Here is a 22,442-nt window from a genome sequence, read left to right on the forward strand (position 1 = left end):
TCCACACGGAGGTGTTCGGCACCGCCTGCAAGCACGACGGATGATTGTCGCGCACGCTGTACACCAGCCACAACATCTTCCGGTCGATCCGATTCGTGATGGTGACCGTGTCACCGACCTTCACCTTGCCGTCGACGAGGGTGGCGCCCTCGACCGATCGTTGGAAACTCACGGTGTCGTTCTCACCGCTGACGGGGCCGACGGTGTCGGCGGCCGCCGCACCGGTGCCGATTCCCGCCAGCGCGGCAGCCGCCGCGCAACTGCCCACGACCGCCACTGTCCGTCTGATTGTCGACATGTTCGTCTGCTTTCTCGAGGTGTTGGTATGCGCGCTCATCCGAGGCTGCCCGTGTAGATGCTTCCGGTGTCCATGCCGGCGCTTCCGCTGCCGAGGCTTCCACCGAGACTGCCGCTCGCCGGGCTGGCCGAGACGTAGACGCTCTCGGTCACGGTGACCGGCTCTGCGCTGGAGATGACGGCGCGCAGCGGGTAGGTCCCGGCCTTCTTCGGCACCCAGGTGCAGCTGACGCGGCGGTCACCGTCGAGCTCGAGGTTGCCGCAACCGTCGAGCGACTTGCCGTCGGCGGTGAGGACCACCTTGTCGCCGGGGCGGCCGTCGGGGTTCTTGACGGTGATCTCGACGTCGTTGTCGGCCATCGCATCCTTCGGGTTCACCGAGATCCCGGGAACGCCGCGCGTCACCTCGATGTTCGGGCCGACGTTCGGATGGTCGCCGTTGTCGCCCACCCAGGTGGTCGAGTACTGCAGTCCGCCGGTGTTCAGCACCCCGACGTCGCACTTGAGCAGGTAGTCCTGCGACCAGGCGATGCTCTCCCAGGAGTTGGCCGCGGGCGCGTCGATCTTCGCCCATCCCGGACCGGAGGAGAACTCGTCGGGCTTCATGGCGCCGGAGACGTTCGGATTGTTCGTGTAGGTCTTGCCGCTCACCTTCCACACCGAGGTGTTGGGCACGGCCTCCATGCACGTCGGGTGCGTGTCCTTGACCCAGTAGATGAGCCATGCGAGTTTGCGGTCGAGCCGGTTGGTGACGGTGATGACCTCTCCGTTGGGCACCTTGCCGTCGACCAGTTTGAGTCCGCTGATCTCGCGGGAGAAGTTCACGGCACTGCTGCTGCCCTTCGCCGGACCGACGGTGTCGGCGTCCGCCGCACCCGATCCGGACATCACGCCGACCGCGCCCAGCGCAGCGATCGCCCCTGCCGCTGCGAGTCGTCGCAGCACGATCTTGGTTTTCAACACAGCCTCCTCGATTCGCGGCGCGGGATCAGGTGGGAGGGCGCCGCGACAGCGTCCGATAAATGTATGGATCCGACGAGGGCGAACGCTTCATCGAGCTGTCGATACGTCCCGAATTGCGTGCTGCCAGCACAAAAACTGCGACATATCGGCCGTTCGTAGGACGGCCGGCACGAAGTGGAGGGCGGCGCACCGCCCGCCGGACACGACGATGCCCGCAGGTTCCCCTGCGGGCATCGGTCGGAGTCGATGTGGTTCGGTCGCGCGCCCTACTGCGCCAGCAGTCCCTTCGCCACGTGGGTCACCTGGATCTCGTTCGACCCGGCGTAGATCATCAGCGACTTCGCATCGCGCGCCAGCTGCTCCACGCGGTACTCGGCCATGTAGCCGTTGCCGCCGAAGAGCTGCACCGCCTCCATCGCGACCTCGGTCGCCGCCCGGGAGGAGTACAGCTTCATCGCGGACGCCTGGGCCAGTGTCGGCGGCTTGCCGGCCTTGGCCGCCTCCATCGCGACGAAGAGCATGTTCTGCACGTTGAGCCGCGCGATCTCCATCTCCGCGAGCTTGAGCTGAATTAGCTGGAACTTTCCGATCTCCTGTCCCCACAGGGTGCGCGTCTTGGCGTAGTCGATGGAGAGCCGCTGGCATTCGTTGATGATGCCCAGGGACAGCGCGGCGATGCCGATCCGCTCGGCGGTGAATCCGGCCTTCGCGCTGTCGCCGCCCCGCTTGTCCGATCCGGTCTCCTCGGTCTCTCCGAGCAAACGATCCCGGCCCACCCGGACGTTGTCGAAGAACAGCTCACCGGTCGGCGAACTCATCATGCCCATCTTCTTGAACGGCTTGCCCTGGGTGAGTCCCTCCATGCCCTTGTCGAGGACGAAGGTGAGCACCTTGCGATCGCGCATCGGCGTGCCGTCGCCCTCGTCGAGCTTGGCGAAGACCACCATGGTGTCGGCGTACGGGCCGTTGGTGATGAAGGTCTTGTTGCCGTTGAGGATGTAGTCGTCGCCGTCGCGGCGCACCGTCGTCTTCATCCCGCCGAGCGCGTCCGAGCCGCTGTCGGGCTCGGTGATGGCCCACGCCCCCACCTTCTCCATCGTCACCAGCTCCGGAAGCCAGCGACGCTTCTGCGCCAGGGTGCCGCGGCTGCGGATCGTCGAGACCGTCAGGCCCAGTGAGACGCCCATCGACGCGATGAGGCCCAGGCTGACCCCCGCCATCTCCATGTTGAGGATCAGGAACATCGAGTTGGCGAGACTGTTCGATCCGCCGCCCGAGGATCGCGGCTCGCCCGCCTCCTCGGCTGCGAGCTCCTTCTCCAGGCTCTCGGCGTTCATCGAGTCCATCCCGAAGGTCGCCAGCATCTTGCGGAGGATGTCGTACGGCGGGAGCGACCCCGACTCCAGACCCTCCAGATTGGGCCGGACCTCCTTGTCGATGAAGCCGCGCACAGCGTCGCGGACCATCACATCTTCCTCAGACCACTCGAACATCAAGCCTCCAAACTGGAACACGTTTCACTTAGGTCTGACGGTAGCGCATCGTGTCACCGACCCGGTAGGTCGACGCCCTCAGTCGACCGGCTCGTCACAGCGCCGATCCGTCCCGTACGGCGGCCTCGGCCAGGCGACTGTGCCACTGCCGATTGAGCCACATCTCGACCAGTTCCGGCGCCACGCCCGCCTGCGCGGCCCAGCGGTGAAGCAGGGAGTTGTACCGCACGTATCTGCGGACGGAGTAGTGCGACACCGACGACGCGACAAGCCAGCCGTTCCACGTGAGACTGCCGGCGCTGGCAGCATCCAGCAGTTGCGGACGGTCGGGTGCCCCGGAGTGGATCGCCCAGCAGTACAGGGACATCAGGACGTGGCCCACACCAGGAGCGACCGGCCATCCCGACCAGTCCCGATACGCCGCGGCGTCGATCAGTGCCGGAGCGCGCCGGCAGGCGACGAGCGCACGCTCGACCGCGGCGAACGGCGTGCCCGCATCCCGCCCGGACCGGACGTCGACGAATCGGCGGACACCGCCGCGCAGCGGGTGCTCGGCCAGCCAGGCGGCACACATGTACAGGCGATCGAGTTCCGGTTCGTCACCGAGGCCCATTCCGTGCACACCCGGCTCGAGATCGCCCCGACGCAGGTACGCGGTGCCCTTCCACACCTGCGTTCCGTCCGCATCGCGCCCGCTGACCTGCGCCGGGATCTCGCACTGAGCCAGGCGCTCGTTCCACCAGTCGAGATCCACTTCGACGACATCCTCGAGAACCGTCTCGGCGTAGGGCTGGTTCCGGCACCAGGCGATGCAGTCCGCCGGAATCACCAGGTGCGCGTCCGCGCCGTCGCCGCTCCAACTCTCGTCCATGCGGCCGATGGTCGCACGGCCCTCTGACATCGACGTCGCACCTGCTCCGCGACGTCAGAGCGTGACCGTGTACAGCCCGCCCGGGCACACGTCGGCCGCAAAGAAGCTCGCGGCGTCCTCGCAGAGCACGGCCTGTGCGACCGGGCCCGCGACCACGAGCGTCGCCGGCCCACCCGCGGCGAGCGCGGCGAGAACGCCGCGAATCCGACCCACGAACGCGCCGACCGACTCACCGCCGTGGCCCGACCACAGGGGATCGCCGAACCAGGCGCCCAACTGCGCCGGGTCGACCGACTCCGGCGCGGTCGACCGCCAGCGGCCGACGTCGAGCGACGCCAGTCGCGGGTCGACGCCGAACAGACCGCACGCCAGGCGTGCGGTCTGCGTCACCGATCTCTCGGGTCCGGCGATCACCCGTCCGGCCCGGGGCAGCCGCGATGCGAGCGCCGCCGCATCCCGGCGGCCACGCGAGTCGAGATCGTCGTGCTCGCCGCCGAACCGGACCGCTCTGTTGGGTGCGGTCCGCGCGGCGACCACCAGATGCACCGACGTCAGGCGCCGACCTCCGCGAGCGTGCGGTCGGAAGTCTTGGACCGGCGCATCATCACGCCGAGCAGCGCGACGAACGCCACGGTCAGGACCGTCCACAGAAGTACCTGGTTCGCGATCGCGTACACCCGGAAGTCGGCCACCACCTGTCCGGGGAATCCGGCGCCGACGATCCGGTCGCCGTCCATCACCGGACCGGGGATCTCCTTGAACTCGGGAAGAAGCGCGGCCGTGATGGTCACACCGACCAGGTACACCACCGCGGAGGTGACACCCGACCACAGTCCGCCGATCCGGTCCGCGAGCCGGCAGCCGAGGATCACCGCGACGACCATCAGCGCCACCGACACCAGCGTCAGCGTCAGGTAGGCGCCCGACCGCGCTCCGATGGTGTCCTCCTCGCCGACCGCGGGCGGGTTGGGCGGGTAGACGAAGTAGGGGACGCCGATCACGGCCACGAAGGCCACGGCACCCAGCCCCGCTGCGACCGCCCGAGGGTCCGCGGCCGGCCACCGACGTCCCACGTAGGCCCACAGAACTGTGAACGCGACGGCGAACAGGGCGCCCATCGCGACGGCGAAGACGACCGTGCCGACTCCCGCACCGATGTTCTCCTGGACGGTTCGGCTGTAGATCTCGTGCTCGTGTGCATGCTCGCCGGACAGCATCGACTCGGCGTGCGACCGCTCCTCCTCGTAGTCGATGGCCAGCCGCACCTGCGGTTCGATGAAGATCCGCGCATAGACGAACGACACCAGTCCGGCGATCAGGCCTGCGAGCACGCCTGCGCCGGTGAATCTGCGCTCCATTGTTCTGTTGTCTCCCCGGCTCAGTGGCAGGGGAAGCCGAGGAAGTGCCGTGCGTCGTGCACGAACTCGTGGACATGGGTGTCGCTGCCGAACACCGACACCGCGCCCTGGTCGTATCCCAGGAAGTAGTAGGCGAGCGCCGCGAGTGCCACGGTGGCGGTGAGCCAGAGGGCCGCGCTCGCGGCGGAGAGGTTCGGCACGGCGAGGGAACGTACGCCCTGCGTTGCGGTGGATGCGGTCATCGTCGACGTCCTGTTCTCCCGGATCACGCGCCCGGGGTCGGCATTGTTCACACCGATGCGACTGTCTGGCTCGCAGTCCGACGGCGTCGTCGGCGGACCGCTCACAGTGGCGCGACCGCCCCGGATTCGCACCGGGTTAACCGCATCGGCCCGCTGAGTGTACCGCCGGCCGCAATCCGCTGAGTGTCACAGGTGTGCGCTTGAATGGGAGTGTGGCATCGGGCAGTCAGATCCTTCGGAGCATGCATCCGGCCACGCAGCGGTGGTTCAGCGACGCGTTCGGCGCGCCGACCCGAGCCCAATCCGGTGCGTGGACGGCGATCGCCCGCGGCGAGAACACCCTCGTCGTGGCTCCGACCGGGTCGGGCAAGACCCTCGCAGCCTTCCTGTGGGCCATCGACTCGCTGTACCGCGAGCGGATCGACGCCGCGACCGGCGGCAGTGCGGGCACCGCTCCGGGTGTCCGGATCCTCTACATCTCACCGCTCAAGGCACTCGCCGTCGACGTGGAGCGGAACCTGTCGGCACCACTGGTGGGCATCGCGCACGCGGCGCAGATCATGGGACTCGACGCACCGTCGATCACGGTCGGAGTCCGGTCCGGGGACACCTCGGCGGCCGACCGCCGACGGCTGCAGACCCATCCGCCCGACATCCTGATCACCACGCCCGAATCGCTCTACCTGATGCTGACCTCCTCGGTGCGCGAGACCCTCGCCACGGTGACGACGGTGATCGTCGACGAGGTGCACGCCGTCGCAGCGACCAAGCGGGGCACGCACCTGGCGCTCTCGCTCGAACGGCTCGATGCGCTGCTCGAGCGGCCCGCGCAGCGCATCGGGCTGTCAGCGACCGTGCGGCCCGAGGAACTCGTCGGCGAGTTCCTGGCGGGCGAGGGCGACTGCACCGTCGTGAAGCCGCCTGCGGCGAAGACCTTCGACCTCTCCGTGGACGTGCCGGTGGAGGACATGACCGCCATCCCGCCGCCGGACACCGGGACGGACGATCTCGACGACGCCTTCTCCCCGACCGCCGGTTCCCTCTGGCCCCACGTGGAGTCGGCGATCGTCGACCGCATCGAGGAGAATCGCTCGACGATCGTCTTCGCGAACTCTCGTCGTCTCGCCGAACGTCTGACCGCCCGGCTGAACGAGATCGCCGCCGAACGCGCGGGCATCGAGTTCGACCCGGACCGACCGAACCCGACAGTGCCCGGCGGGATGCCCGCCTACGTCTCGGCCAGTGGAGACACGGCGGGCGCGCCCGCCGTCCTCGCCCGCGCCCACCACGGCTCGGTGAGCAAAGAGCAGCGTGCACAGATCGAGGACGATCTGAAATCCGGCAGGCTCCGGTGCGTGGTCGCAACGAGCTCACTGGAACTCGGCATCGACATGGGTGCCGTCGACCTCGTGATCCAGGTGGAGGCCCCGCCGTCCGTCGCGGCCGGGCTGCAGCGCATCGGCCGCGCCGGACACCGGGTCGGCGAGGTGAGTCGCGGCGTGCTGTTTCCGAAGCACCGCACCGACCTGATCCACTGCACGGTGGTGGCGCAGCGAATGCTCGCCGGCCGCATCGAGGCGCTCTCGGTACCGGCCAACCCGCTCGACATCCTCGCCCAGCAGACCATCGCGGCGACCGCCGTCGACGATCTCGACGTCGACGACTGGTACGCGACCGTCCGGCGCGCGATGCCGTATCGGACCCTCACCCGCGACGTGTACGACGCCGTCCTCGATCTGATATCCGGCCGGTATCCGTCCGACGAATTCGCCGAACTGCGCCCGAGGGTGGACTACGACCGCGCAGCCGGGCGGCTCACCGCCCGGCGCGGCACCCTGCGTCTGGCGGTCACCTCCGGCGGGACCATCCCCGACCGCGGGCTGTTCGGCGTCTTCCTCGTGGGCGGGACCGACCGCGCAGAAAGCGGCCAGCCCCGCCGGGTCGGAGAGCTCGACGAGGAGATGGTCTACGAGTCACGGGTCGGCGACGTGTTCGCCCTCGGCGCGTCGAGCTGGCGAATCGAGGAGATCACACACGATCGGGTGCTGGTCTCGCCCGCGTTCGGCATGCCGGGGAGGCTGCCGTTCTGGATCGGCGACGCCGTCGGTCGTCCGGCCGAGCTCGGTGCGGCGATCGGTGAGTTCATCGGGATCGCGGGCCATGAGGAGAAGCTCGCCGCACTCGCCGCCGAACTCGGGCTCAGTGCCAATGCAGAGCGCAACCTGTCCGCGCTGATCGCCCAGCAGCGCGATGCCACCGGCGTGCTCCCGACCGACCGCACCCTCGTACTGGAACGCTTCCGCGACGAGCTCGGCGACTGGCGGCTGGTGCTGCACTCCCCCTACGGCCTGCGGGTCCACGCACCGTGGGCCGGTGCCGTGGCCGCGCAGCTCTCGGCACGTCTCGGCATCGACGGGGCCACCACTGCCACCGACGACGGCATCATCGTGCGCCTCCCCGACACCGATGACGATCCGCCGGGGGCCGACGTCTTCCTCCTCGACCCCGAGCACATCGAAGCGGACGTCACACGCGCGCTGGCCGATTCGTCACTGTTCGCGTCGCGGTTCCGCGAGTGCGCCGGGCGGGCGCTGCTGCTTCCGCGCCGTGATCCCGGAAAGCGTGCCCCGCTGTGGCAGCAGCGGCAGCGCAGCGCCCAGCTGCTGGCGGTGGCGTCGCGCTTCAGCGATTTCCCGATCATTCTCGAGACGGTCCGCGAATGCCTCTCCGACGTCTACGACCTGCCCTCGCTGGTGGACGTCCTCACCCGCATCATGCAGCGCAAGATCCGGATCACCGAGGTCGAGACGTCCACGCCGTCGCCCTTCGCGGCCTCGATGCTGCTCGGCTACGTCGGCTCGTTCATCTATGACGACGACGCCCCGCTCGCCGAACGCCGGGCGACCGCGCTGTCCCTCGACACCGCGTTGCTCGCCCAGCTCCTCGGCCGCGTCGACCTGCGTGAGTTGCTCGATCCCGCAGTGATCACGGAGGTCGTCGCACGGCTCCAGCGGACGGCTCCGGAACGGCGGGCGCGCGACGATCAAGATGTGGTGGACCTGCTGCGATGGCTGGGACCGTGCACACCCGGACAGATCGCCGAACGCTACCGGGGCGACGACCCACTCGCCGTTCCGCTCGACGAGGTGCTCGAGCGACTCGTCGCCGACGGCCGCCTGATCGAGGTGCCCTTCCGCGGCGCGACCGCTCTGGCCTCGGTCGACGACGCAGCGCGCCTCCGCGACGGCCTCGGCATACCGCTCCCGCTGGGCGTCCCCGCCGCCTACCTCCAGCCTGTCGCCGATCCCCTGGCCGACCTGGTGCACCGTTACGCCCGCACCCACGGACCGTTCACCACCGCCGATGTCGCGGAAGCTCTCGGCATGGCGCCCGCGGTGGTGACCCGGACCCTTGAAGAGCTCGCGGCGCGACGAACGGTGATCGAGGGCGAGTTCATTCCGCTCCCGCCCGAACCGCAGACCGGGCGCACCCCGAGCCAGTGGTGCCATTCCGACGTCCTCACCCAGCTCCGCCGCGGATCGCTGGCGGCCGGGCGCGCCGAAGTGGAGCCGGTCAGCGCCGAGGCGTACAACCGATTCCTGCTCGGCTGGCAGCACGTCACCGGGAAGTCACGGCTGCGCGGCGCCGCCGGCGTCGCGGCCGTCGTCGAGCAACTCGCCGGACAGCCGATACCGGCGTCGGCGTGGGAGACGCTGGTGCTGCCGGCCCGGGTGGAGGACTACCGGCCGTCGATGCTCGATGAGCTGACCGCCTCCGGCGAGGTGATCTGGTCCGGACACGGGGGCATCGGCGGGGCCGACGGCTGGGTGGCCCTGCATCTGGCCGACGCCGCCGCACTCACCCTCCGGCCCGCCGAGGACACCGAACTGACTCCCGCGCAGGACGCGGTCCGGACCGCTCTCGACCGGGGCGGGGCCCTGCGCTTCCGCGAGCTGTCCGACGCGCTGAACAACGCAGAGCACGCGATCCCCGACGGTGAACTGCCGGACCTGCTGTGGGATCTCGTCTGGGCCGGGCTCATCACGAACGACTCGTTCTCGGTGGTCCGCGCCGCGCTGAACCCGCCGCGCAGCGCACGATCGTCGGCCACCTCCGCCCACCGGACTCGCGGTCGGCCGCCGCGTCTGCGCGCCGCGCGGCTGTCGTCGCAGTATCTGGCGGGTGCTGCGGGTGCGGCAGCCACGCCGCCCACGGTCGGGGGGCGGTGGTCGGTGATCCGTCGCATCGCCGTCGATCCGACCACCGCTGCCGCTGCCACCTGCGAGGTGCTTCTCGACCGCTACGGCGTGGTGACGAAGGGAGCCGTGACCGCCGAATCGACCGAGGGCGGGTTCGCGCGAATCTACAAGGCGCTCGGCGTCTTCGAGGACAACGGCCAGGTGCGGCGCGGGTACTACATCGACGGGCTGGGAGGCGCGCAGTTCGCCGCCGGTCACACCGTCGACATCCTGCGCGAGTCGGCTGTCGTCGCACGCCAGGAACGGTGCGCGGCGGTGGTGCTCGCGGCCACCGATCCGGCGAATCCGTACGGTGCGGCCCTCGACTGGCCCGAGCGAGCCGTCGAATCGGGGCATCGGCCCGGCCGGAAGCCGGGAGCGGTCGTGATCCTGGTGGGCGGACGCGCCGCGGTGTTCATCGAGCGCGGCGGAAAGACGGTGCTCACCTTCACCGCCGAGACCGAGATCCTCGAGGCGGCCGCGGCGGCGCTGTCGCACGCGGTCACCACCGGGGCGGTGCCGCGCATCCACATCGATCAGGTCGACGGCGAGCCGGTACGCCGCACACCGCTGGGTGACCGACTGGTCGCCTCCGGCTTCGCGACCACGCCCCGGGGGCTGCGGATGAACTACGACCCGAGGAGCCGGTAGCGGTGCCCGAAGGCGACACCGTGTTCCGTGCGGCGCACCGCCTCCGCACCGCGCTCGTCGGAAAAACCCTGAGCGACAGCGACTTCCGAGTACCTCGCTACGCCACCACCGACCTGTCCGGTGCGCGCGTCGAGTCCGTGCGGTCGGCGGGAAAGCACTTGTTCATCGATCTGCGGCGTCCCTCGGGCACCCCGGTCTCGATCCACTCGCATCTGATGATGGAGGGCCTGTGGGACGTGCACGCCATCGGTGCGAAGTGGCGCAGGCCGTGGCACACCGCACGAGTGGTGCTGCGTGCCGAAGACATCGAGGCCGTCGGCTTCGATCTCGGCGTCCTGGACCTGCTCGCCGATCCCGGCCCCGCGGTCGCCCATCTCGGCCCGGACCTGCTCGGCGACGATTGGGATGCGGCTCGCGCCGTCGAGAATCTGGCCGCCGCCCCCGATACCCCGATCGGCATCGCTCTCCTAGACCAGCGCAATCTGGCGGGTGTCGGCAACGTGTATCGCAGCGAACTCTGCTTCATGCGGCGCGTGCACCCGGCCACACCGACGGCCGCGGTCGACCTGCCGCCACTGGTGGACCTCGCGCACCGGTTGTTGACGGCCAACCGGCTGCGCGTCGCCCGCGTCACCACGGGCGCCACCGGCCGCGGCCGGGAACTGTGGGTGTACGGCCGCGACCGCCGCCCGTGCCGCAGATGCGGTACCGCCGTCGAACGCGGGATGCTGGGCGAGCCGCCGGCCGAGCGCAGCATCTATGTGTGTCCGCGATGTCAGACACGGTGACGCGGATGCGCCGAACCCCTAGGGTCGGGCGCAAGACCGGTCGGCCCCAGGCGTCGACCCGCACCGCGACGTCAGGAGGACGAATGGACATCGAACAGCGCGTGGCCGCACTCGAGAAGATCGAAGCGATCAAGGAACTCAAGTACCGCTATTGGCGCGCCTGCGACGCCAAGGATCCCCGCGGATTCCGTGACGCCTTCATCGCCTCCGGCGCCCGGATCGATTACGGCCGCCTCGGCGCGTTCGACGACGTCGAGCCGATGGCGCGGATCTTCACTCAGGTGGCACTGCACAAGGTGGACGGTCGCCACGCCATCCTCGACATGCACCACGGGATGCACCCGGAGATCCGGCTCACCGGTGAGTCGTCTGCGATCGGCCGGTGGACGCTGCGATTCCGACAGCTCAACCTGTCGGACCGTACCGAGACGATCGCCACCGGCGAATACGACGACGAGTACGTCGTCGAGAACGGCGAATGGAAGATGTCGAAGTGCGTCTTCACCGAGACCTGGTCGGTGACACGCCCACTCGACGCCGGGGCGATCATCACCGAGGGCGCCTTCGCCGCAGAGTCGGCCGGGTGAACCGGATCAGCGGATCTCGTGGTCGGGCTCGGGCCCGAAGACGAACCGCCTGCCGGTGATCTCCTCCACGGCGATCTCCACGTACGTCGTCCGCACCGTGGGAATCCAGGGGTTGAGCGGGGTCTGGTCGGCCGCTTCGATCTCCGCGGAGTCTCGGAGGATGCGGGCGCGCCCCTTGGCCACCACGCTCCAGCCGATCCGGCTGGTGAAGGCGTCCACCTCGATCACTGCTCGGTCGTTGACGGCGAGCTCGGCCAGCTTCGTGCCCTCCGCGGTCCGGAACAGGATCTTGCCGTTCGACACGTAGATGTTCACCGGGAAGACGTCCGGCTGCCCGTCGACGCAGACCGCCAGCCTGCCGAGGACGCTGCCCTCCAGCAGTTCCCACGACTGTTCGTTGCTCAGGTTCTCCACCGGCTGCGTACTCATGGCCCCAGTCTGGCCCAGACCGCCCGGGCTGTACAGGGCACTTGGTCTGTGAGCCGGGCGACGTGAGTCGGATTCGCCGCTAGTCCGGAACGGGAACCGGTTCGAGGATCTCGCGGCGCGCCTCCGGTGCCGCGGCGCGCAGCGCATCGGCGGAGGCGTCGTCGGGCTGGCGCTGCGAGGCGATCTCGGCGTCCACCCGCGCCTTGTACGTCGCGACCTCGGTGGCGACCCTCGTCTCGTCCCATCCCAGGACCGGGGCGATCAACTCGGCCACCTCCTGCGCGCAGTCGACCCCGCGGTGGCTGTACTCGATCGCGATCCGCGTGCGACGGGCGAGCACGTCCTCCAGGTGGAGTGCGCCCTCGGCCCACACCGCGTAGACGATCTCGACCCGCAGGTACTGCGGTGCCGCCTGCAGCGGCTGCAGCAGCGACTCGTCGGCGTCGGCGTAGTACAGCACATCGTCGAGCAGTGAGCCGTAGCGGTTCAGCAGCCGCCGGATCCGGTAGGGATGCAGGCCGAACCGCTGCCCCAGGTGCTCGCACTGGTTGATCAGTGCGAAGTAGCCGTCGGCCCCCACCAGCGGCACCCGCTCGGTGATCGACGGTGCGACACGGGTGGGGATGTAATCGTTGCAGGCGTCCACGGCGTCGGCCCCCATCACCCGGTAGGTGGTGTACTTGCCGCCCGCGATCGACACCAGGCCGGGTGCGACGACGGCCACCGCATGCTCGCGGGAGAGTTTGGAGGTCTCGTCGTCCTCACCGGCGAGCAGCGGCCGCAGCCCGGCGTACACGCCTTCGATGTCGTCGTGCGTCAGCGGGGTCACCAGTTCCTGGTTCACCCGGTCGAGGAGGTAGTCGATGTCTTTACGCGTGGCGGCGGGATGCGCGAGGTCGAGGTTCCAGTCGGTGTCGGTGGTGCCGATGATCCAGTGCGTCTCCCAGGGGATCACGAAGAGCACCGAACTGGCCGTCCGCAGGATGATCGCAGTCTCCGAGACGATCCGGTCGCGCGGGACCACGATGTGCACTCCCTTGGACGCACGCACCTTGAAGTGACCGCGCTGCTTCGAGAGTGCCTGCACCTCGTCGGTCCACACCCCGGCCGCGTTGATGACGCAGTGTCCGCGCACCTCGGTGGTCTCCCCCGTCTCCGAATCGCGGACCTTCACGCCCATCACCCGGTCGGACTCGGTGAGGAAGCCGACGGCCTGCGTCGAGGTCCGGATCACCGCACCGTACTGCGACGCGGTGCGGGCGAGGGTGAGGCTGTGACGGGCGTCGTCGACGACCGTGTCGTAGTACCGGATGCCGCCGATCAGCGAATCGCGCTTGAGGCTCGGCGCCACGCGCAGCGCACCCGACCGCGACACGTGCCGTTGTCCCGGAACCGATTTGGCGCCGCCCATCCGGTCGTAGAGGAACAGTCCGGCGGCCATGTACGGGCGCTCCCAGAAGCGGCGCGTGAGCGGAGCGAGGAAGGGCAGCGGCTTCACCAGGTGCGGAGCGAGCAGACGCAGCGACAGCTCGCGTTCACGCAGCGCCTCCCGCACCAGACCGAACTCGAACTGCTCCAGGTAGCGGAGCCCGCCGTGGAACATCTTCGACGAGCGGCTCGAGGTGCCGGACGCGATGTCGCGGGCCTCCACGAGCGCCACGCGAAGACCGCGAGTGGCCGCGTCGAGCGCCGCGCCGACGCCGACCACTCCGCCGCCGACGACCACGATGTCGAACTGTTCAGAGCCCAGTCTGCGCCAGGCCTCGTCGCGATAGGCGGGGCTGAGGTCGGCGGGCCGATCCGGATTGAACTCGCTCTCCATATTTCGCAAGACTACCCGAGGGTAACCGGCCGTCATGCCAGACTTGACGGCGTGAAATCGGATGCTCAGTACGTCGCCGCAATCGATCAGGGAACCACGTCCACCCGGGCGATGATCTTCGACCGCAAGGGGTCTGTGATGATGAGCGAGCAGGTGGAGCACAGACAGATCTTTCCCCGCGCCGGCTGGGTGGAGCACGACCCGATGGAGATCTGGCGCAACACCCGTCGCGTGGCCGCCGCCGCGCTGGCGGCGGCGCAGCTGCATCCGGGGAACATCGCGGCATGCGGGATCACCAATCAGCGGGAGACCACCGTCGTCTGGGATCGGCACACCGGCACTCCGATCCACAACGCGATCGTCTGGCAGGACACCCGCACCGATGCGCTGTGCGAGGAACTCGCGGGCGAGCACGGCGTCGACCGCTATCGCGAGCGGACCGGGCTGCCGCTGTCGACGTACTTCGCCGGGCCGAAGGTCGCGTGGATCCTTGACAACGTCGAGGGCGCCCGCGATCGCGCCGAGGCCGGCGACCTGCTGTTCGGAACGATGGACAGCTGGCTGGCGTGGAACATGACCGGCGGCGTCGACGGCGGGCTGCACGTCACCGACGTGACGAATGCGTCCCGCACCATGCTGATGGATCTGCATACGCTGCAATGGGATCCGGAGATCTGCGCGGACCTGCGCATCCCGATGTCGATGCTTCCCGAGATCCGGTCGAGCTCCGGTGTGATCGGGAGCCTGCGGACCTCGGGCTCCCTCCCAGATGTGCCGCTGGGCGGCATCCTGGGCGACCAGCAGGCCGCGATGTTCGGCCAGGCCTGCCTGGAACCCGGCGAGGCGAAGAACACCTACGGCACCGGCAACTTCCTGCTGCTCAACACCGGCACCGAGGCAGTGCTCAGCAAACACGGCCTGCTGAGCACCGTCTGCTATCGACTGGGCGATGAGCCGGCACGCTATGCGCTGGAGGGATCGATCGCGGTCACCGGCTCCCTGGTCCAATGGCTGCGCGACAACCTCGGGATCATCGACACGGCCGCCCAGGTGGAGGAGTTGGCCCGCCGAGCCGACGACAACGGGGGCGTCTACTTCGTCCCGGCGTTCTCCGGGCTGTTCGCGCCCCGCTGGCGACCGGATGCGCGCGGCGTGATCGTCGGGCTCACGCGGTTCGCCGACCGCACGCACATCGCACGCGCCGTCCTGGAGGCCTCCGCGTACCAGACGCGCGAGGTGATCGAGGCGATGCAGGCCGACTCGGGCGTGCACCTGCAGACGCTGAAGGTGGACGGCGGCATGGTCGTCAACGAGCTGTTGATGCAGTTCCAGTCGGACATCCTGGATGTCCCCGTGGTGCGGCCGGTGGTGAACGAGACCACCGCGCTGGGCGCCGCATACGCGGCCGGCCTCGCCGTCGGCTATTGGTCGAGCACCGATGAGATCCGCGACAACTGGGCGCGCGGCGGGCGGTGGGAACCGCGGATGTCGGAGTCCGACCGCACACGGCTTTTCGAGGGCTGGAACCGCGCGGTGACGCACAGTTTCGATCTGGCATGAGCCATTGACATACAACCGATTAGTTGTATGTTTGAGAGGTGACCGAGGACGACGAGGACCGCGCTGACGCGCTGTTCCACGCCCTCTCCGACCGCACACGGCGGGACATCCTCCGGCGGGTGCTGGCCGGCGAGCACTCGGTCACCGCGTTGGCGGAGAAGTACGACATGAGCTTCGCCGCGGTACAGAAGCACGTCGCCGTCCTCGAACGGGCCGGTCTGCTGGTGAAACGCCGTGCGGGCCGCCAGCAGATGGCGTCCGGCGACGTGAACGCTGTGCGCTCGGTGTCGGCGATGCTCTCCGACATCGAACAGATCTGGCGGGGCCGCATCGCCCGCGTCGACGACTTGCTCGCCGCATCCCCGGCCCCGACGACCGACACCACCGATCCCTCTGACATCCCACGAGACCATCGACCCTGAGGACCAGCCATGCCTGTCATCGACGTCCAGACCGACACGGACGCTCTCACCCTGACCATCACCGCCGAATTCGCCGCGCCTGTGGAGCGCGTCTGGGAGGTGTACGAGAACCCACGCCGACTCGAGAAGGTGTGGGGACCGCCCGAGTACCCGGCGACCTTCGTCGAGCACGACTTCACTCGCGGCGGACGCGCCACCTACTACATGACCAGTCCCGAAGGTGAGAAGTTCGGGGGCTGGTGGCGCTTCGAGACAATCGACCCGATGTCGTCGTTCACCTTCGAGGACGGTTTCGCCGATGCCGAACTCAAGCCGCTCGACGGCATGCCGGTGTCGCAGAACCGCTACGTCTTCGAGGCCACAGACAGCGGCACGCGCGCTGTCTTCACCTCCACCTACGAGAGCGCCGAGAACCTCCAGAAGGTCTTGGAGATGGGCATCATCGAGGGAGCCTCGGCGGCGATCAACCAGATCGACGACCTCCTCGCCGCGTAGGCGAATCGGGCTCGCGCATGCGGCGGTCGACGGCGAACTCCCGCAGCGCGACCGCGATGCCGCAGAAGGCCAACGCGGCGAAACCGAAGCTGAGGACCCTGGCCGATCCCACGATGTCGGGGCCGCCCAGAGCCACCAGCAGACCCGCCAGCGCCGAGCCGCAGGCGTTCGCGATCAGCTGGCTGGTGTTCAGTCCCGCCGACGCCTGGGCGGCCTCCGCTTCGTCATCGGTGACCCGCAGACCCGCGGTGAACCAGTGCGCCATCGCCATGCCGATGCCGCAGCCGCCGACGAACAGCACCGCGTACCACGCCACGATCACGCCGGGCGAGGGGTCGCGCATCTGCAGCAGGCCGTACAGGATCAGCCCCGACCCCAGCAGGAGCGGACCGCAGATCCGGACCGCTCGCCGCCCGCGCTCGCTCTCGATTCCGCTCGCAGAGATCGAGGCGACCGTCCATCCCCAGGACAGTGCCGCTCCGAGGAAACCGGCGGCGAGCGGCCCGAGCCCGCCGATCCGCTGCCCGAACAGCGGCAGGAAGGTCTCCACCGTCGACACCGCGGCGAGAACCAGGATCGCCAGGTAGATCCATCGCAGCGGCGACCGGCCCCGATAGGTCGTCTCCGGCAGCACTCGGGAACTCGCCCGCCGCTCCCAGCCCACGAAGCCCAGGCCCGCCAGCACGGCGAAGGCCAGCAGCGTCCACGTCGCGATCCCGTGCACCAGCGAGGCCACGCTGATCGCTCCGACCGCCGTCGTCAGCAACGCCAGCGACATCCACGGAACCGCGGCGGCCGGTTCACCGGATGTGCGCCGTACGGGAAGCGCCCGAAGCGTCATCGCGATCAGCGCCAGCGCCAGGAGGGTGAGCAGGCCGAATGCCCCACGCCAGAAGTGGATCTGGGCGAAGAATCCGCCGACCACGGGTCCGACGAAGTTGCCGACTCCCCACATCGCCGACATCAGGGCGATGGACCGCTGCCACAGATGAGGAGCCAGCACCAACCGCACCACCGCGAAGCCCAGGCCGCCGAGGAGACCGGCCCCGAATCCCTGCAGGGCCCGGCCCACCAGCATCACGGTCATGGTCGGCGACGCGCCGGCGACCACCGTGCCCGCAGCGAACAGCGCGAAGGCCCACACGTACGACCGCCTGGCCCCGAGCCCGGCCAGCCAGCGGCTCACCAACATCGACGAGATCACCGAGACCACCAGGAAGACGGTCATCGTCCAGGCGTACAGGTCCTGACCGCCGATGTCGGCGACCGCACTGGGCAGCAGCGAGGTGGTCAGGTAGACGTTGATCGCGAACAGCGCCACGCCGCCCGCCATCACCACCATCGGCGCGCGGTTGTCGCGCCCCAGCAGTTCCCGCCAGGTGCTCAATCCAGATCGTCGTGCCGGACGAGCTGGCGGGCGGCCTCGGTGATCGATCCCGACAGGGACGGGTACACCGAGAACGTCTGTGCGATCTCCGAGACCTGCAACTTGTTCTCCACGGCGATCGCGATCGGCAGAATCAGCTCCGAAGCGTTGGGCGCGACCACCACGCCGCCGATCACCACGCCGGTCGCCGGGCGGCAGAAGATCTTGACGAAGCCGCGGCGCAGACCGCTCATCTTGGCGCGCGGATTGGTCGACAGCGGCAGCATCACGGTGCGCGCCGGGTACTCCCCCGCGTCGATGGCCTTCTGCGAGACACCGACGTTGGCGATCTCGGGCCGGGTGAAGATGGCCGACGCCACCGTCTTGAGCCGGATCGGGCTCACGCCCTCGCCGAGCGCGTGGTACATGGCGATGCGTCCCTGCATGGCGGCCACCGAGGCGAGCGGCAGCACCCCCGTGCAGTCGCCGGCGGCGTACACGCCGGGCGCCGATGTGCGGGAGACCCGGTCGACGGTGATGTACCCGCCCCGATCGGTCACCACGCCCGCCTCCTCCAGGTTCAGCGAACCGGTGTTGGGGACCGAACCGACCGTCATCAGCACGTGGGTGCCCGTCACCTCCTTGCCGTCCGCGAGGTGCACGGTGGCGGAGTCCTCATCGCGCGTCACCCGGTCGGCGCGCGCGTACTTGATGAGGGTCACTCCGCGCTCGGAGAAGGCCTCCTCCAGGACGCGCGCGGCATCCTCGTCCTCGTGCGGAAGCACGCGGTCCCGGCTCGACACCAGCGTCACCTTCACGCCCAGCTCGGTGTACGCGTGAGCGAACTCGGCGCCGGTGACACCCGATCCGACGATCACCAGATGCTCGGGCAGCTCGGCCAGGTCGTAGAGCTGGCGCCAGTTGAGAATCCGCTCCCCGTCCGGCTGCGCCGTCGGCAGGATCCGCGGCGACGCCCCGGTGGCGATGAGCACCACGTCGCTCTCGTAGGTCTCGGTGGTGCCGTCGGCGAGCGTCGCCACCACTTCGTGCGCTCCGATTCCGGTTCCCGTCCGACCGAGCCGTGCGGTTCCATTGACGATCGTCACGCCCTCGCTGATGAGACGCGAACGGATGTCGGCCGACTGCGCGAAGGCCAGATCCTTCACCCGCTGGTGGATCTGCGGCAGGGTCACCATCGCCTGGTCGGTGGCGATGTTGATGCCGAGGTCCACGGCACGGCGCACCTCGGTGCGGATTCCGGTGGACGCGATGAACGTCTTCGACGGAACGCAGTCCCACAGCACGCACGCGCCGCCGATCCCGTCCGAATCGATGACCGTGATCTCCGCGCCGTAGGCCGCACCGGTCAGGGCCGCCTCGTAGCCGGCCGGCCCACCACCGATGATCACGATCTTCGCCACTGTGCACACTCCTTAGACACGACTCTGGACTCCGTGAACAAACTTATCCCCTGGCTGCTGCGCGCGCCGCCCGGACCGGCCGGTGTTCCCTCATCGGCCACCGACCGAATAGGCTGGCGACGTGCCGATCTATGCCGCCTACGCGTCGAACATGGACCCTGCCCAGATGCTGGAGCGGGCTCCGCACTCGCCGATGGCCTCGACCGGATGGCTCAACGGCTGGCGGCTGACCTTCGCGGGCGACGACATCGGTTGGGAGGGTTCGCTCGCCACCGTGACCGAGGACCGCGACAATCCCGACGCGCGCGTATTCGTGGTGCTCTACGACGTCACCGCAGAGGACGAGAAGAACCTCGACCGCTGGGAGGGCACCGAACTCGGCGTGCACCGCAAGATCCGCGCGCGAGTCGACACCGCCGACGGACCGGTACTGGCGTGGCTGTACGTCATCGACGGCTACGAGGGCGGTCTGCCGTCCGCGCGGTATCTCGGCGTGATGGCCGATGCGGCCGAGATCGCCGGCGCGCCCGCGGACTACGTCGAGCGGCTGCGCCTGCACGAGGCGCGCAACGTGGGTCCCGGGCCCGCGGAGCCGATGGACAACGAAGGCTGACCGCGGTCGGGAAGAATTTTGGCTCCCGGAGCGGTCTGAGAGGCCGTTGCGGGAGCCAAAATACTTCGGCCGCTCAGTCCAGCTCTCCGGAGAGCACGACTCCCGCGAGCGTCGCGACGCCCACGCCGAGCGCGCGCTCATCGATGTCGAAGTTCGGCTGGTGCAGATCGCACTGCTGGCCGACGCCGGTCCACACTCCGAGCCTGGCCATGGCGCCGGGCACCGACTCCAGGTACCACGCGAAGTCCTCGCCGCCGGGCGACTGCGGCGTGTCGACCGCTGCCGCCGGACCGATGGCCTCCACGCTGCGGCGCAGCATCGCGACACTGTGCGGGTCGTTGACCACCGGCGGAACACCGCGCACATAGGTCAAGTCGTAGGTGACTCCCAGCGGCGACACCAGTTCGCCGATGATGCTCCGCACCAGCGGCTCGAGGTCCTGCCACACGTCGCGGTCGCCGGTCCGGACCGTTCCGCGCAAGCGCCCCTCCTGCGGGATCGCGTTGGGGGCGTCACCGGAATGCGCGGCACCCCATGCCATCACGGTGCCCGAGCGCGGGTCCACCCGGCGCGACAGCAGTCCGGGGAGCCCGGTGATGACGGTGCCTATCGCGTACACGAGGTCGGCGGTCAGATGCGGACGCGAGGTGTGCCCGCCGGGCCCGCGCAGATGCACTTCCACACGATCGGCCGCGGAGGTCAGCGCACCCGCGCGCAGACCGACCGTTCCGGCCGCCAGGTGCGGATCGCAGTGCAGCGCGAAGATCCTGGTGAGTCCGTCGGTGACTCCCGCATCGATCGCGTCGAGCGCACCGCCGGGCATCACCTCCTCGGCCGCCTGGAACAGGAGCCGGACCCCGAACGGCAGTTCGCCGCCGGTCTCGGCGAACTCGGACAGCAGCAGCCCGGTGCCGAGCAGAATGGCCGCGTGCGCGTCGTGCCCGCAGGAATGCGAGACACCCTCCACCCGCGAGGTGAACGGAAGTCCGGTCTGCTCCGGGATCGGCAGCCCGTCCAGGTCGGCGCGCAGCCCGATGCGCGGCTTGTCGGCCGGCCCCAGATCGCAGACCACCCCGGTGCCCTTCGGCAGGATCTTCGGGGACAGGCCCGCATCGCTCAGGATCTGCACAACCTTCGCCGTGGTCGCGAACTCGGCCATCGACAGCTCGGGTTCGGCGTGGATCTCCCGGCGCCACGCCACCACGCGGCCGAGATTCGATGCGAGCCAGGCGTCGATCACGGGAGAACTCACAGCAGTGTCTCGGGGGTCGGGGCGGTGAGGTCCTCCAACAGCGGCAGTCGCAGCGCGCGCTTGACGGCACCGAGGTTGTCGCCGGCGAAGGACGCGCGCTCGCGGGCGACCTCGCGGGCGCGGTCGAGCAGGCGGTCGGCCTCGACCGCCTCGTCGACGATCCCGCCGGCGACGGCGTCGGCGGCACCGTAGCGGCGGGAGGTCAGCATCGCCTCGGTGAGGGTCGCATCGGGAACACGCGTGCGCAGCAGACCCGCCATCCCGCGCGGGAAGGGCATGTTCAGCGCCGCCTCCGGCAGCGACCAGAACCCGCGGTCGGAGCGCATGATGCGGTAGTCGGCGCAGAGGGCGAGCATCGCTCCGGCGCCGAACGCGTGGCCGTTGATCGCCGCGATCGTCGGCGTCGCGGCCGTCACCACCTTCGCGTACAGGGCGTGGACGGCATCGAGATATGCCGGCAGCGGCTCCGCACCGGAGAAGATGTAATCGGTGTCGAGGCCGTTGGTGAAGAACTTGCCGGTGGCGCTGATGATGAGCGGCTTCTTCGCTGCGACGGCCTCATCGGTCAGCTCCGACACCCGGGCCATCCACTCACGGCCGAAGCGGTTCTCCGGATTCGCCTCGTCCAGTTCCATGCCCTCGGTACCCAGGTACAACTCGGCGGCGTCTTCGGTGAGAGTCAAGTACGGCATGGCAGAAACCTTATCGCCGCACACCTCGGCAGGAGCAGGCACGGGTGAGACACTACGGTTGCCTCATGGATCCAACCGTCGATCATGACGCCGCGGCAGCCGCCGCGGCCGCCGTCATCGCCACCGCTACCGACTGTCCCCGCCACGACGTGGCCGTCGTCCTGGGATCCGGGTGGGCACCGGCCGCGGCGGCGCTCGGCACGCCGGTCGCGCGACTGCCGATGGCTGACATCCCCGGCTTCGGGACCCCGTCCGCGCGGGGACACGCGGGCACCGTCGAGTCGATTCAGCTCGGCGAAACCCGCGTGCTCGTCCTGCTCGGCCGGATCCACGCCTACGAGGGCCATGCCCTGGCGCGCGTGGTGCACCCGGTACGGACCGCGGCCGCCGCCGGCGCGCACACCGTCGTCCTGACGAACGCGGCGGGCGGCATCCGTCCCGGACTCGAGGTGGGCCGACCCGTGCTCATCGCCGACCAGATCAACCTCACCGGCCGGTCCCCGTTGGAGGGCGCGCACTTCGTGAACATGGTCGACGCCTACAGCCCGGCGCTGCGTGCGGCGGCCCGCCGCGTCGACCCCGAACTGGCCGAAGGCGTATACGCGGGACTGCCCGGTCCCCAGTACGAGACGCCCGCCGAGATCCGCATGCTCGGCGTGATGGGGGCCGACCTGGTGGGGATGTCCACCGTGCACGAGACGATCGCGGCCCGGGCGGCCGGCCTCGACGTCCTCGGACTGTCGCTGGTCACCAATCTCGCGGCGGGAATCACCGGGGAGCCGCTCGACCACGCGGAGGTCCTGGCCGTGGGCCGCGAGTCGGCCGAGCGGATGGGCCGGCTGCTCGGCGCGGTCATCGGCGCGCTCGCCGAACGGTGAGCCG

20 protein-coding genes, 1 pseudogene and 1 riboswitch are annotated in these 22,442 nt (G+C 69.4%); of the genes and pseudogenes, 8 read left to right on the plus strand and 13 right to left on the minus strand.

What is annotated here, in order from left to right:
* The 7 genes and pseudogenes from Y710_RS07710 to Y710_RS07740 form a co-directional block, all read right to left on the minus strand.
* Positions 1–268 (minus strand): annotated as a pseudogene (locus tag Y710_RS07710) (hypothetical protein); the annotation flags it as partial.
* Positions 269–333: 65 nt separating this feature from the next.
* Positions 334–1,260 (minus strand): hypothetical protein, encoded by a 927-nt coding sequence (locus Y710_RS07715; protein WP_006896505.1) that lies wholly within the window; start codon positions 1,258–1,260, stop codon positions 334–336.
* Between the two features lie 266 nt (positions 1,261–1,526).
* A complete protein-coding gene (locus Y710_RS07720) occupies positions 1,527–2,753 on the minus strand; it encodes an acyl-CoA dehydrogenase family protein (protein WP_006896506.1) in 1,227 nt (408 codons plus the stop codon).
* A gap of 94 nt (positions 2,754–2,847) precedes the next feature.
* Positions 2,848–3,654, minus strand: a complete 807-nt coding sequence (locus Y710_RS07725; protein ID WP_006896507.1) for an 8-oxoguanine DNA glycosylase OGG fold protein — start codon at positions 3,652–3,654, stop codon at positions 2,848–2,850.
* Positions 3,655–3,678: 24 nt separating this feature from the next.
* Entirely contained in the window at positions 3,679–4,170 is a 492-nt protein-coding gene (locus Y710_RS07730; RefSeq protein WP_006896508.1) for a histidine phosphatase family protein, read from the minus strand.
* A 5-nt stretch (positions 4,171–4,175) separates the two neighbouring features.
* On the minus strand, positions 4,176–4,982 hold the full coding sequence (locus tag Y710_RS07735; protein WP_006896509.1) for a CbtA family protein: 807 nt from the start codon (positions 4,980–4,982) through the stop codon (positions 4,176–4,178).
* A gap of 20 nt (positions 4,983–5,002) precedes the next feature.
* On the minus strand, positions 5,003–5,224 hold the full coding sequence (locus Y710_RS07740; RefSeq protein WP_006896510.1) for a CbtB domain-containing protein: 222 nt from the start codon (positions 5,222–5,224) through the stop codon (positions 5,003–5,005).
* Between the two features lie 41 nt (positions 5,225–5,265).
* A riboswitch (cobalamin riboswitch) is annotated at positions 5,266–5,413 on the minus strand.
* Between the two features lie 53 nt (positions 5,414–5,466).
* Here Y710_RS07740 and Y710_RS07745 point away from each other — a divergent pair.
* The 3 genes from Y710_RS07745 to Y710_RS07755 all read left to right on the plus strand — a co-directional run bounded on the left by Y710_RS07745 (position 5,467) and on the right by Y710_RS07755 (position 11,488).
* Entirely contained in the window at positions 5,467–10,113 is a 4,647-nt protein-coding gene (locus tag Y710_RS07745; protein ID WP_062367046.1) for an ATP-dependent helicase, read from the plus strand.
* Between the two features lie 2 nt (positions 10,114–10,115).
* Positions 10,116–10,901 (plus strand): DNA-formamidopyrimidine glycosylase family protein, encoded by a 786-nt coding sequence (locus Y710_RS07750; RefSeq protein ID WP_062367048.1) that lies wholly within the window; start codon positions 10,116–10,118, stop codon positions 10,899–10,901.
* An 83-nt stretch (positions 10,902–10,984) separates the two neighbouring features.
* A complete protein-coding gene (locus tag Y710_RS07755) occupies positions 10,985–11,488 on the plus strand; it encodes a nuclear transport factor 2 family protein (RefSeq protein WP_045539390.1) in 504 nt (167 codons plus the stop codon).
* Between the two features lie 6 nt (positions 11,489–11,494).
* Here Y710_RS07755 and Y710_RS07760 read toward each other — a convergent pair whose 3' ends face one another.
* A complete protein-coding gene (locus Y710_RS07760) occupies positions 11,495–11,917 on the minus strand; it encodes a pyridoxamine 5'-phosphate oxidase family protein (protein ID WP_045539388.1) in 423 nt (140 codons plus the stop codon).
* A 79-nt stretch (positions 11,918–11,996) separates the two neighbouring features.
* Positions 11,997–13,739 (minus strand): glycerol-3-phosphate dehydrogenase/oxidase, encoded by a 1,743-nt coding sequence (locus Y710_RS07765; protein WP_062367050.1) that lies wholly within the window; start codon positions 13,737–13,739, stop codon positions 11,997–11,999.
* 51 nt (positions 13,740–13,790) lie between these two features.
* Here Y710_RS07765 and glpK point away from each other — a divergent pair, with 51 nt between their 5' ends.
* The 3 genes from glpK to Y710_RS07780 are packed head-to-tail and all read left to right on the plus strand — an operon-like array spanning position 13,791 to position 16,216.
* Positions 13,791–15,299: a glycerol kinase GlpK gene (gene glpK / locus Y710_RS07770; RefSeq protein WP_082781277.1), complete on the plus strand. Its 1,509-nt coding sequence runs from the start codon at positions 13,791–13,793 to the stop codon at positions 15,297–15,299.
* 38 nt (positions 15,300–15,337) lie between these two features.
* The gene (locus Y710_RS07775; protein WP_006896517.1) at positions 15,338–15,721 is read left to right on the plus strand and encodes an ArsR/SmtB family transcription factor; all 384 of its coding nucleotides are present in this window, start codon (positions 15,338–15,340) and stop codon (positions 15,719–15,721) included.
* A 9-nt stretch (positions 15,722–15,730) separates the two neighbouring features.
* Positions 15,731–16,216, plus strand: a complete 486-nt coding sequence (locus Y710_RS07780) for an SRPBCC family protein (RefSeq protein ID WP_006896518.1) — start codon at positions 15,731–15,733, stop codon at positions 16,214–16,216.
* Here the strand turns inward: Y710_RS07780 and Y710_RS07785 are convergent.
* Together Y710_RS07785 and Y710_RS07790 are read right to left on the minus strand one after the other, a co-directional pair.
* On the minus strand, positions 16,185–17,603 hold the full coding sequence (locus Y710_RS07785; RefSeq protein WP_006896519.1) for an MFS transporter: 1,419 nt from the start codon (positions 17,601–17,603) through the stop codon (positions 16,185–16,187). The genes Y710_RS07780 and Y710_RS07785 overlap by 32 nt on opposite strands.
* Entirely contained in the window at positions 17,600–19,003 is a 1,404-nt protein-coding gene (locus Y710_RS07790; RefSeq protein WP_006896520.1) for an NAD(P)H-quinone dehydrogenase, read from the minus strand. The genes Y710_RS07785 and Y710_RS07790 overlap by 4 nt, the downstream gene beginning before the upstream one ends.
* Before the next feature lie 121 nt (positions 19,004–19,124).
* On the opposite strand from Y710_RS07790, the gene Y710_RS07795 reads away from it, so the two are divergent.
* Entirely contained in the window at positions 19,125–19,616 is a 492-nt protein-coding gene (locus tag Y710_RS07795) for a gamma-glutamylcyclotransferase family protein (RefSeq protein WP_006896521.1), read from the plus strand.
* Between the two features lie 73 nt (positions 19,617–19,689).
* Here the strand turns inward: Y710_RS07795 and Y710_RS07800 are convergent, their stop codons facing one another.
* A complete protein-coding gene (locus Y710_RS07800; protein WP_062367052.1) occupies positions 19,690–20,868 on the minus strand; it encodes an amidohydrolase in 1,179 nt (392 codons plus the stop codon).
* Positions 20,865–21,560 carry an enoyl-CoA hydratase/isomerase family protein gene (locus Y710_RS07805; protein ID WP_006896523.1) on the minus strand — a complete coding sequence of 232 codons (696 nt, stop codon included), beginning with the start codon at positions 21,558–21,560 and terminating at the stop codon, positions 20,865–20,867. Before Y710_RS07805 ends, Y710_RS07800 begins: the two co-directional genes overlap by 4 nt.
* A gap of 65 nt (positions 21,561–21,625) precedes the next feature.
* Here Y710_RS07805 and Y710_RS07810 point away from each other — a divergent pair, with 65 nt between their 5' ends.
* Positions 21,626–22,438 carry a purine-nucleoside phosphorylase gene (locus tag Y710_RS07810; RefSeq protein ID WP_062367053.1) on the plus strand — a complete coding sequence of 271 codons (813 nt, stop codon included), beginning with the start codon at positions 21,626–21,628 and terminating at the stop codon, positions 22,436–22,438.
* The last annotated feature ends 4 nt before the right edge of the window (positions 22,439–22,442 follow it).

The sequence above is a fragment of the Gordonia sp. QH-12 genome (assembly GCF_001578675.1).
GTDB lineage: Bacteria > Actinomycetota > Actinomycetes > Mycobacteriales > Mycobacteriaceae > Gordonia > Gordonia sihwensis.

Excerpts from the sequence above, each read along its gene's own strand:
- Y710_RS07720 (WP_006896506.1), bottom strand. The coding sequence starts at position 2,753 with ATGTTCGAGTGGTCTGAGGAAGATGTGATGGTCCGCGACGCTGTGCGC.
- Y710_RS07725 (WP_006896507.1), bottom strand. The coding sequence starts at position 3,654 with ATGTCAGAGGGCCGTGCGACCATCGGCCGCATGGACGAGAGTTGGAGC.
- Y710_RS07735 (WP_006896509.1), bottom strand. The coding sequence starts at position 4,982 with ATGGAGCGCAGATTCACCGGCGCAGGCGTGCTCGCAGGCCTGATCGCC.
- Y710_RS07740 (WP_006896510.1), bottom strand. The coding sequence starts at position 5,224 with ATGACCGCATCCACCGCAACGCAGGGCGTACGTTCCCTCGCCGTGCCG.
- Y710_RS07745 (WP_062367046.1), top strand. The coding sequence starts at position 5,467 with ATGCATCCGGCCACGCAGCGGTGGTTCAGCGACGCGTTCGGCGCGCCG.
- Y710_RS07755 (WP_045539390.1), top strand. The coding sequence starts at position 10,985 with ATGGACATCGAACAGCGCGTGGCCGCACTCGAGAAGATCGAAGCGATC.
- Y710_RS07760 (WP_045539388.1), bottom strand. The coding sequence starts at position 11,917 with ATGAGTACGCAGCCGGTGGAGAACCTGAGCAACGAACAGTCGTGGGAA.
- Y710_RS07765 (WP_062367050.1), bottom strand. The coding sequence starts at position 13,739 with ATGGAGAGCGAGTTCAATCCGGATCGGCCCGCCGACCTCAGCCCCGCC.
- Y710_RS07780 (WP_006896518.1), top strand. The coding sequence starts at position 15,731 with ATGCCTGTCATCGACGTCCAGACCGACACGGACGCTCTCACCCTGACC.
- Y710_RS07805 (WP_006896523.1), bottom strand. The coding sequence starts at position 21,560 with ATGCCGTACTTGACTCTCACCGAAGACGCCGCCGAGTTGTACCTGGGT.
- Y710_RS07810 (WP_062367053.1), top strand. The coding sequence starts at position 21,626 with ATGGATCCAACCGTCGATCATGACGCCGCGGCAGCCGCCGCGGCCGCC.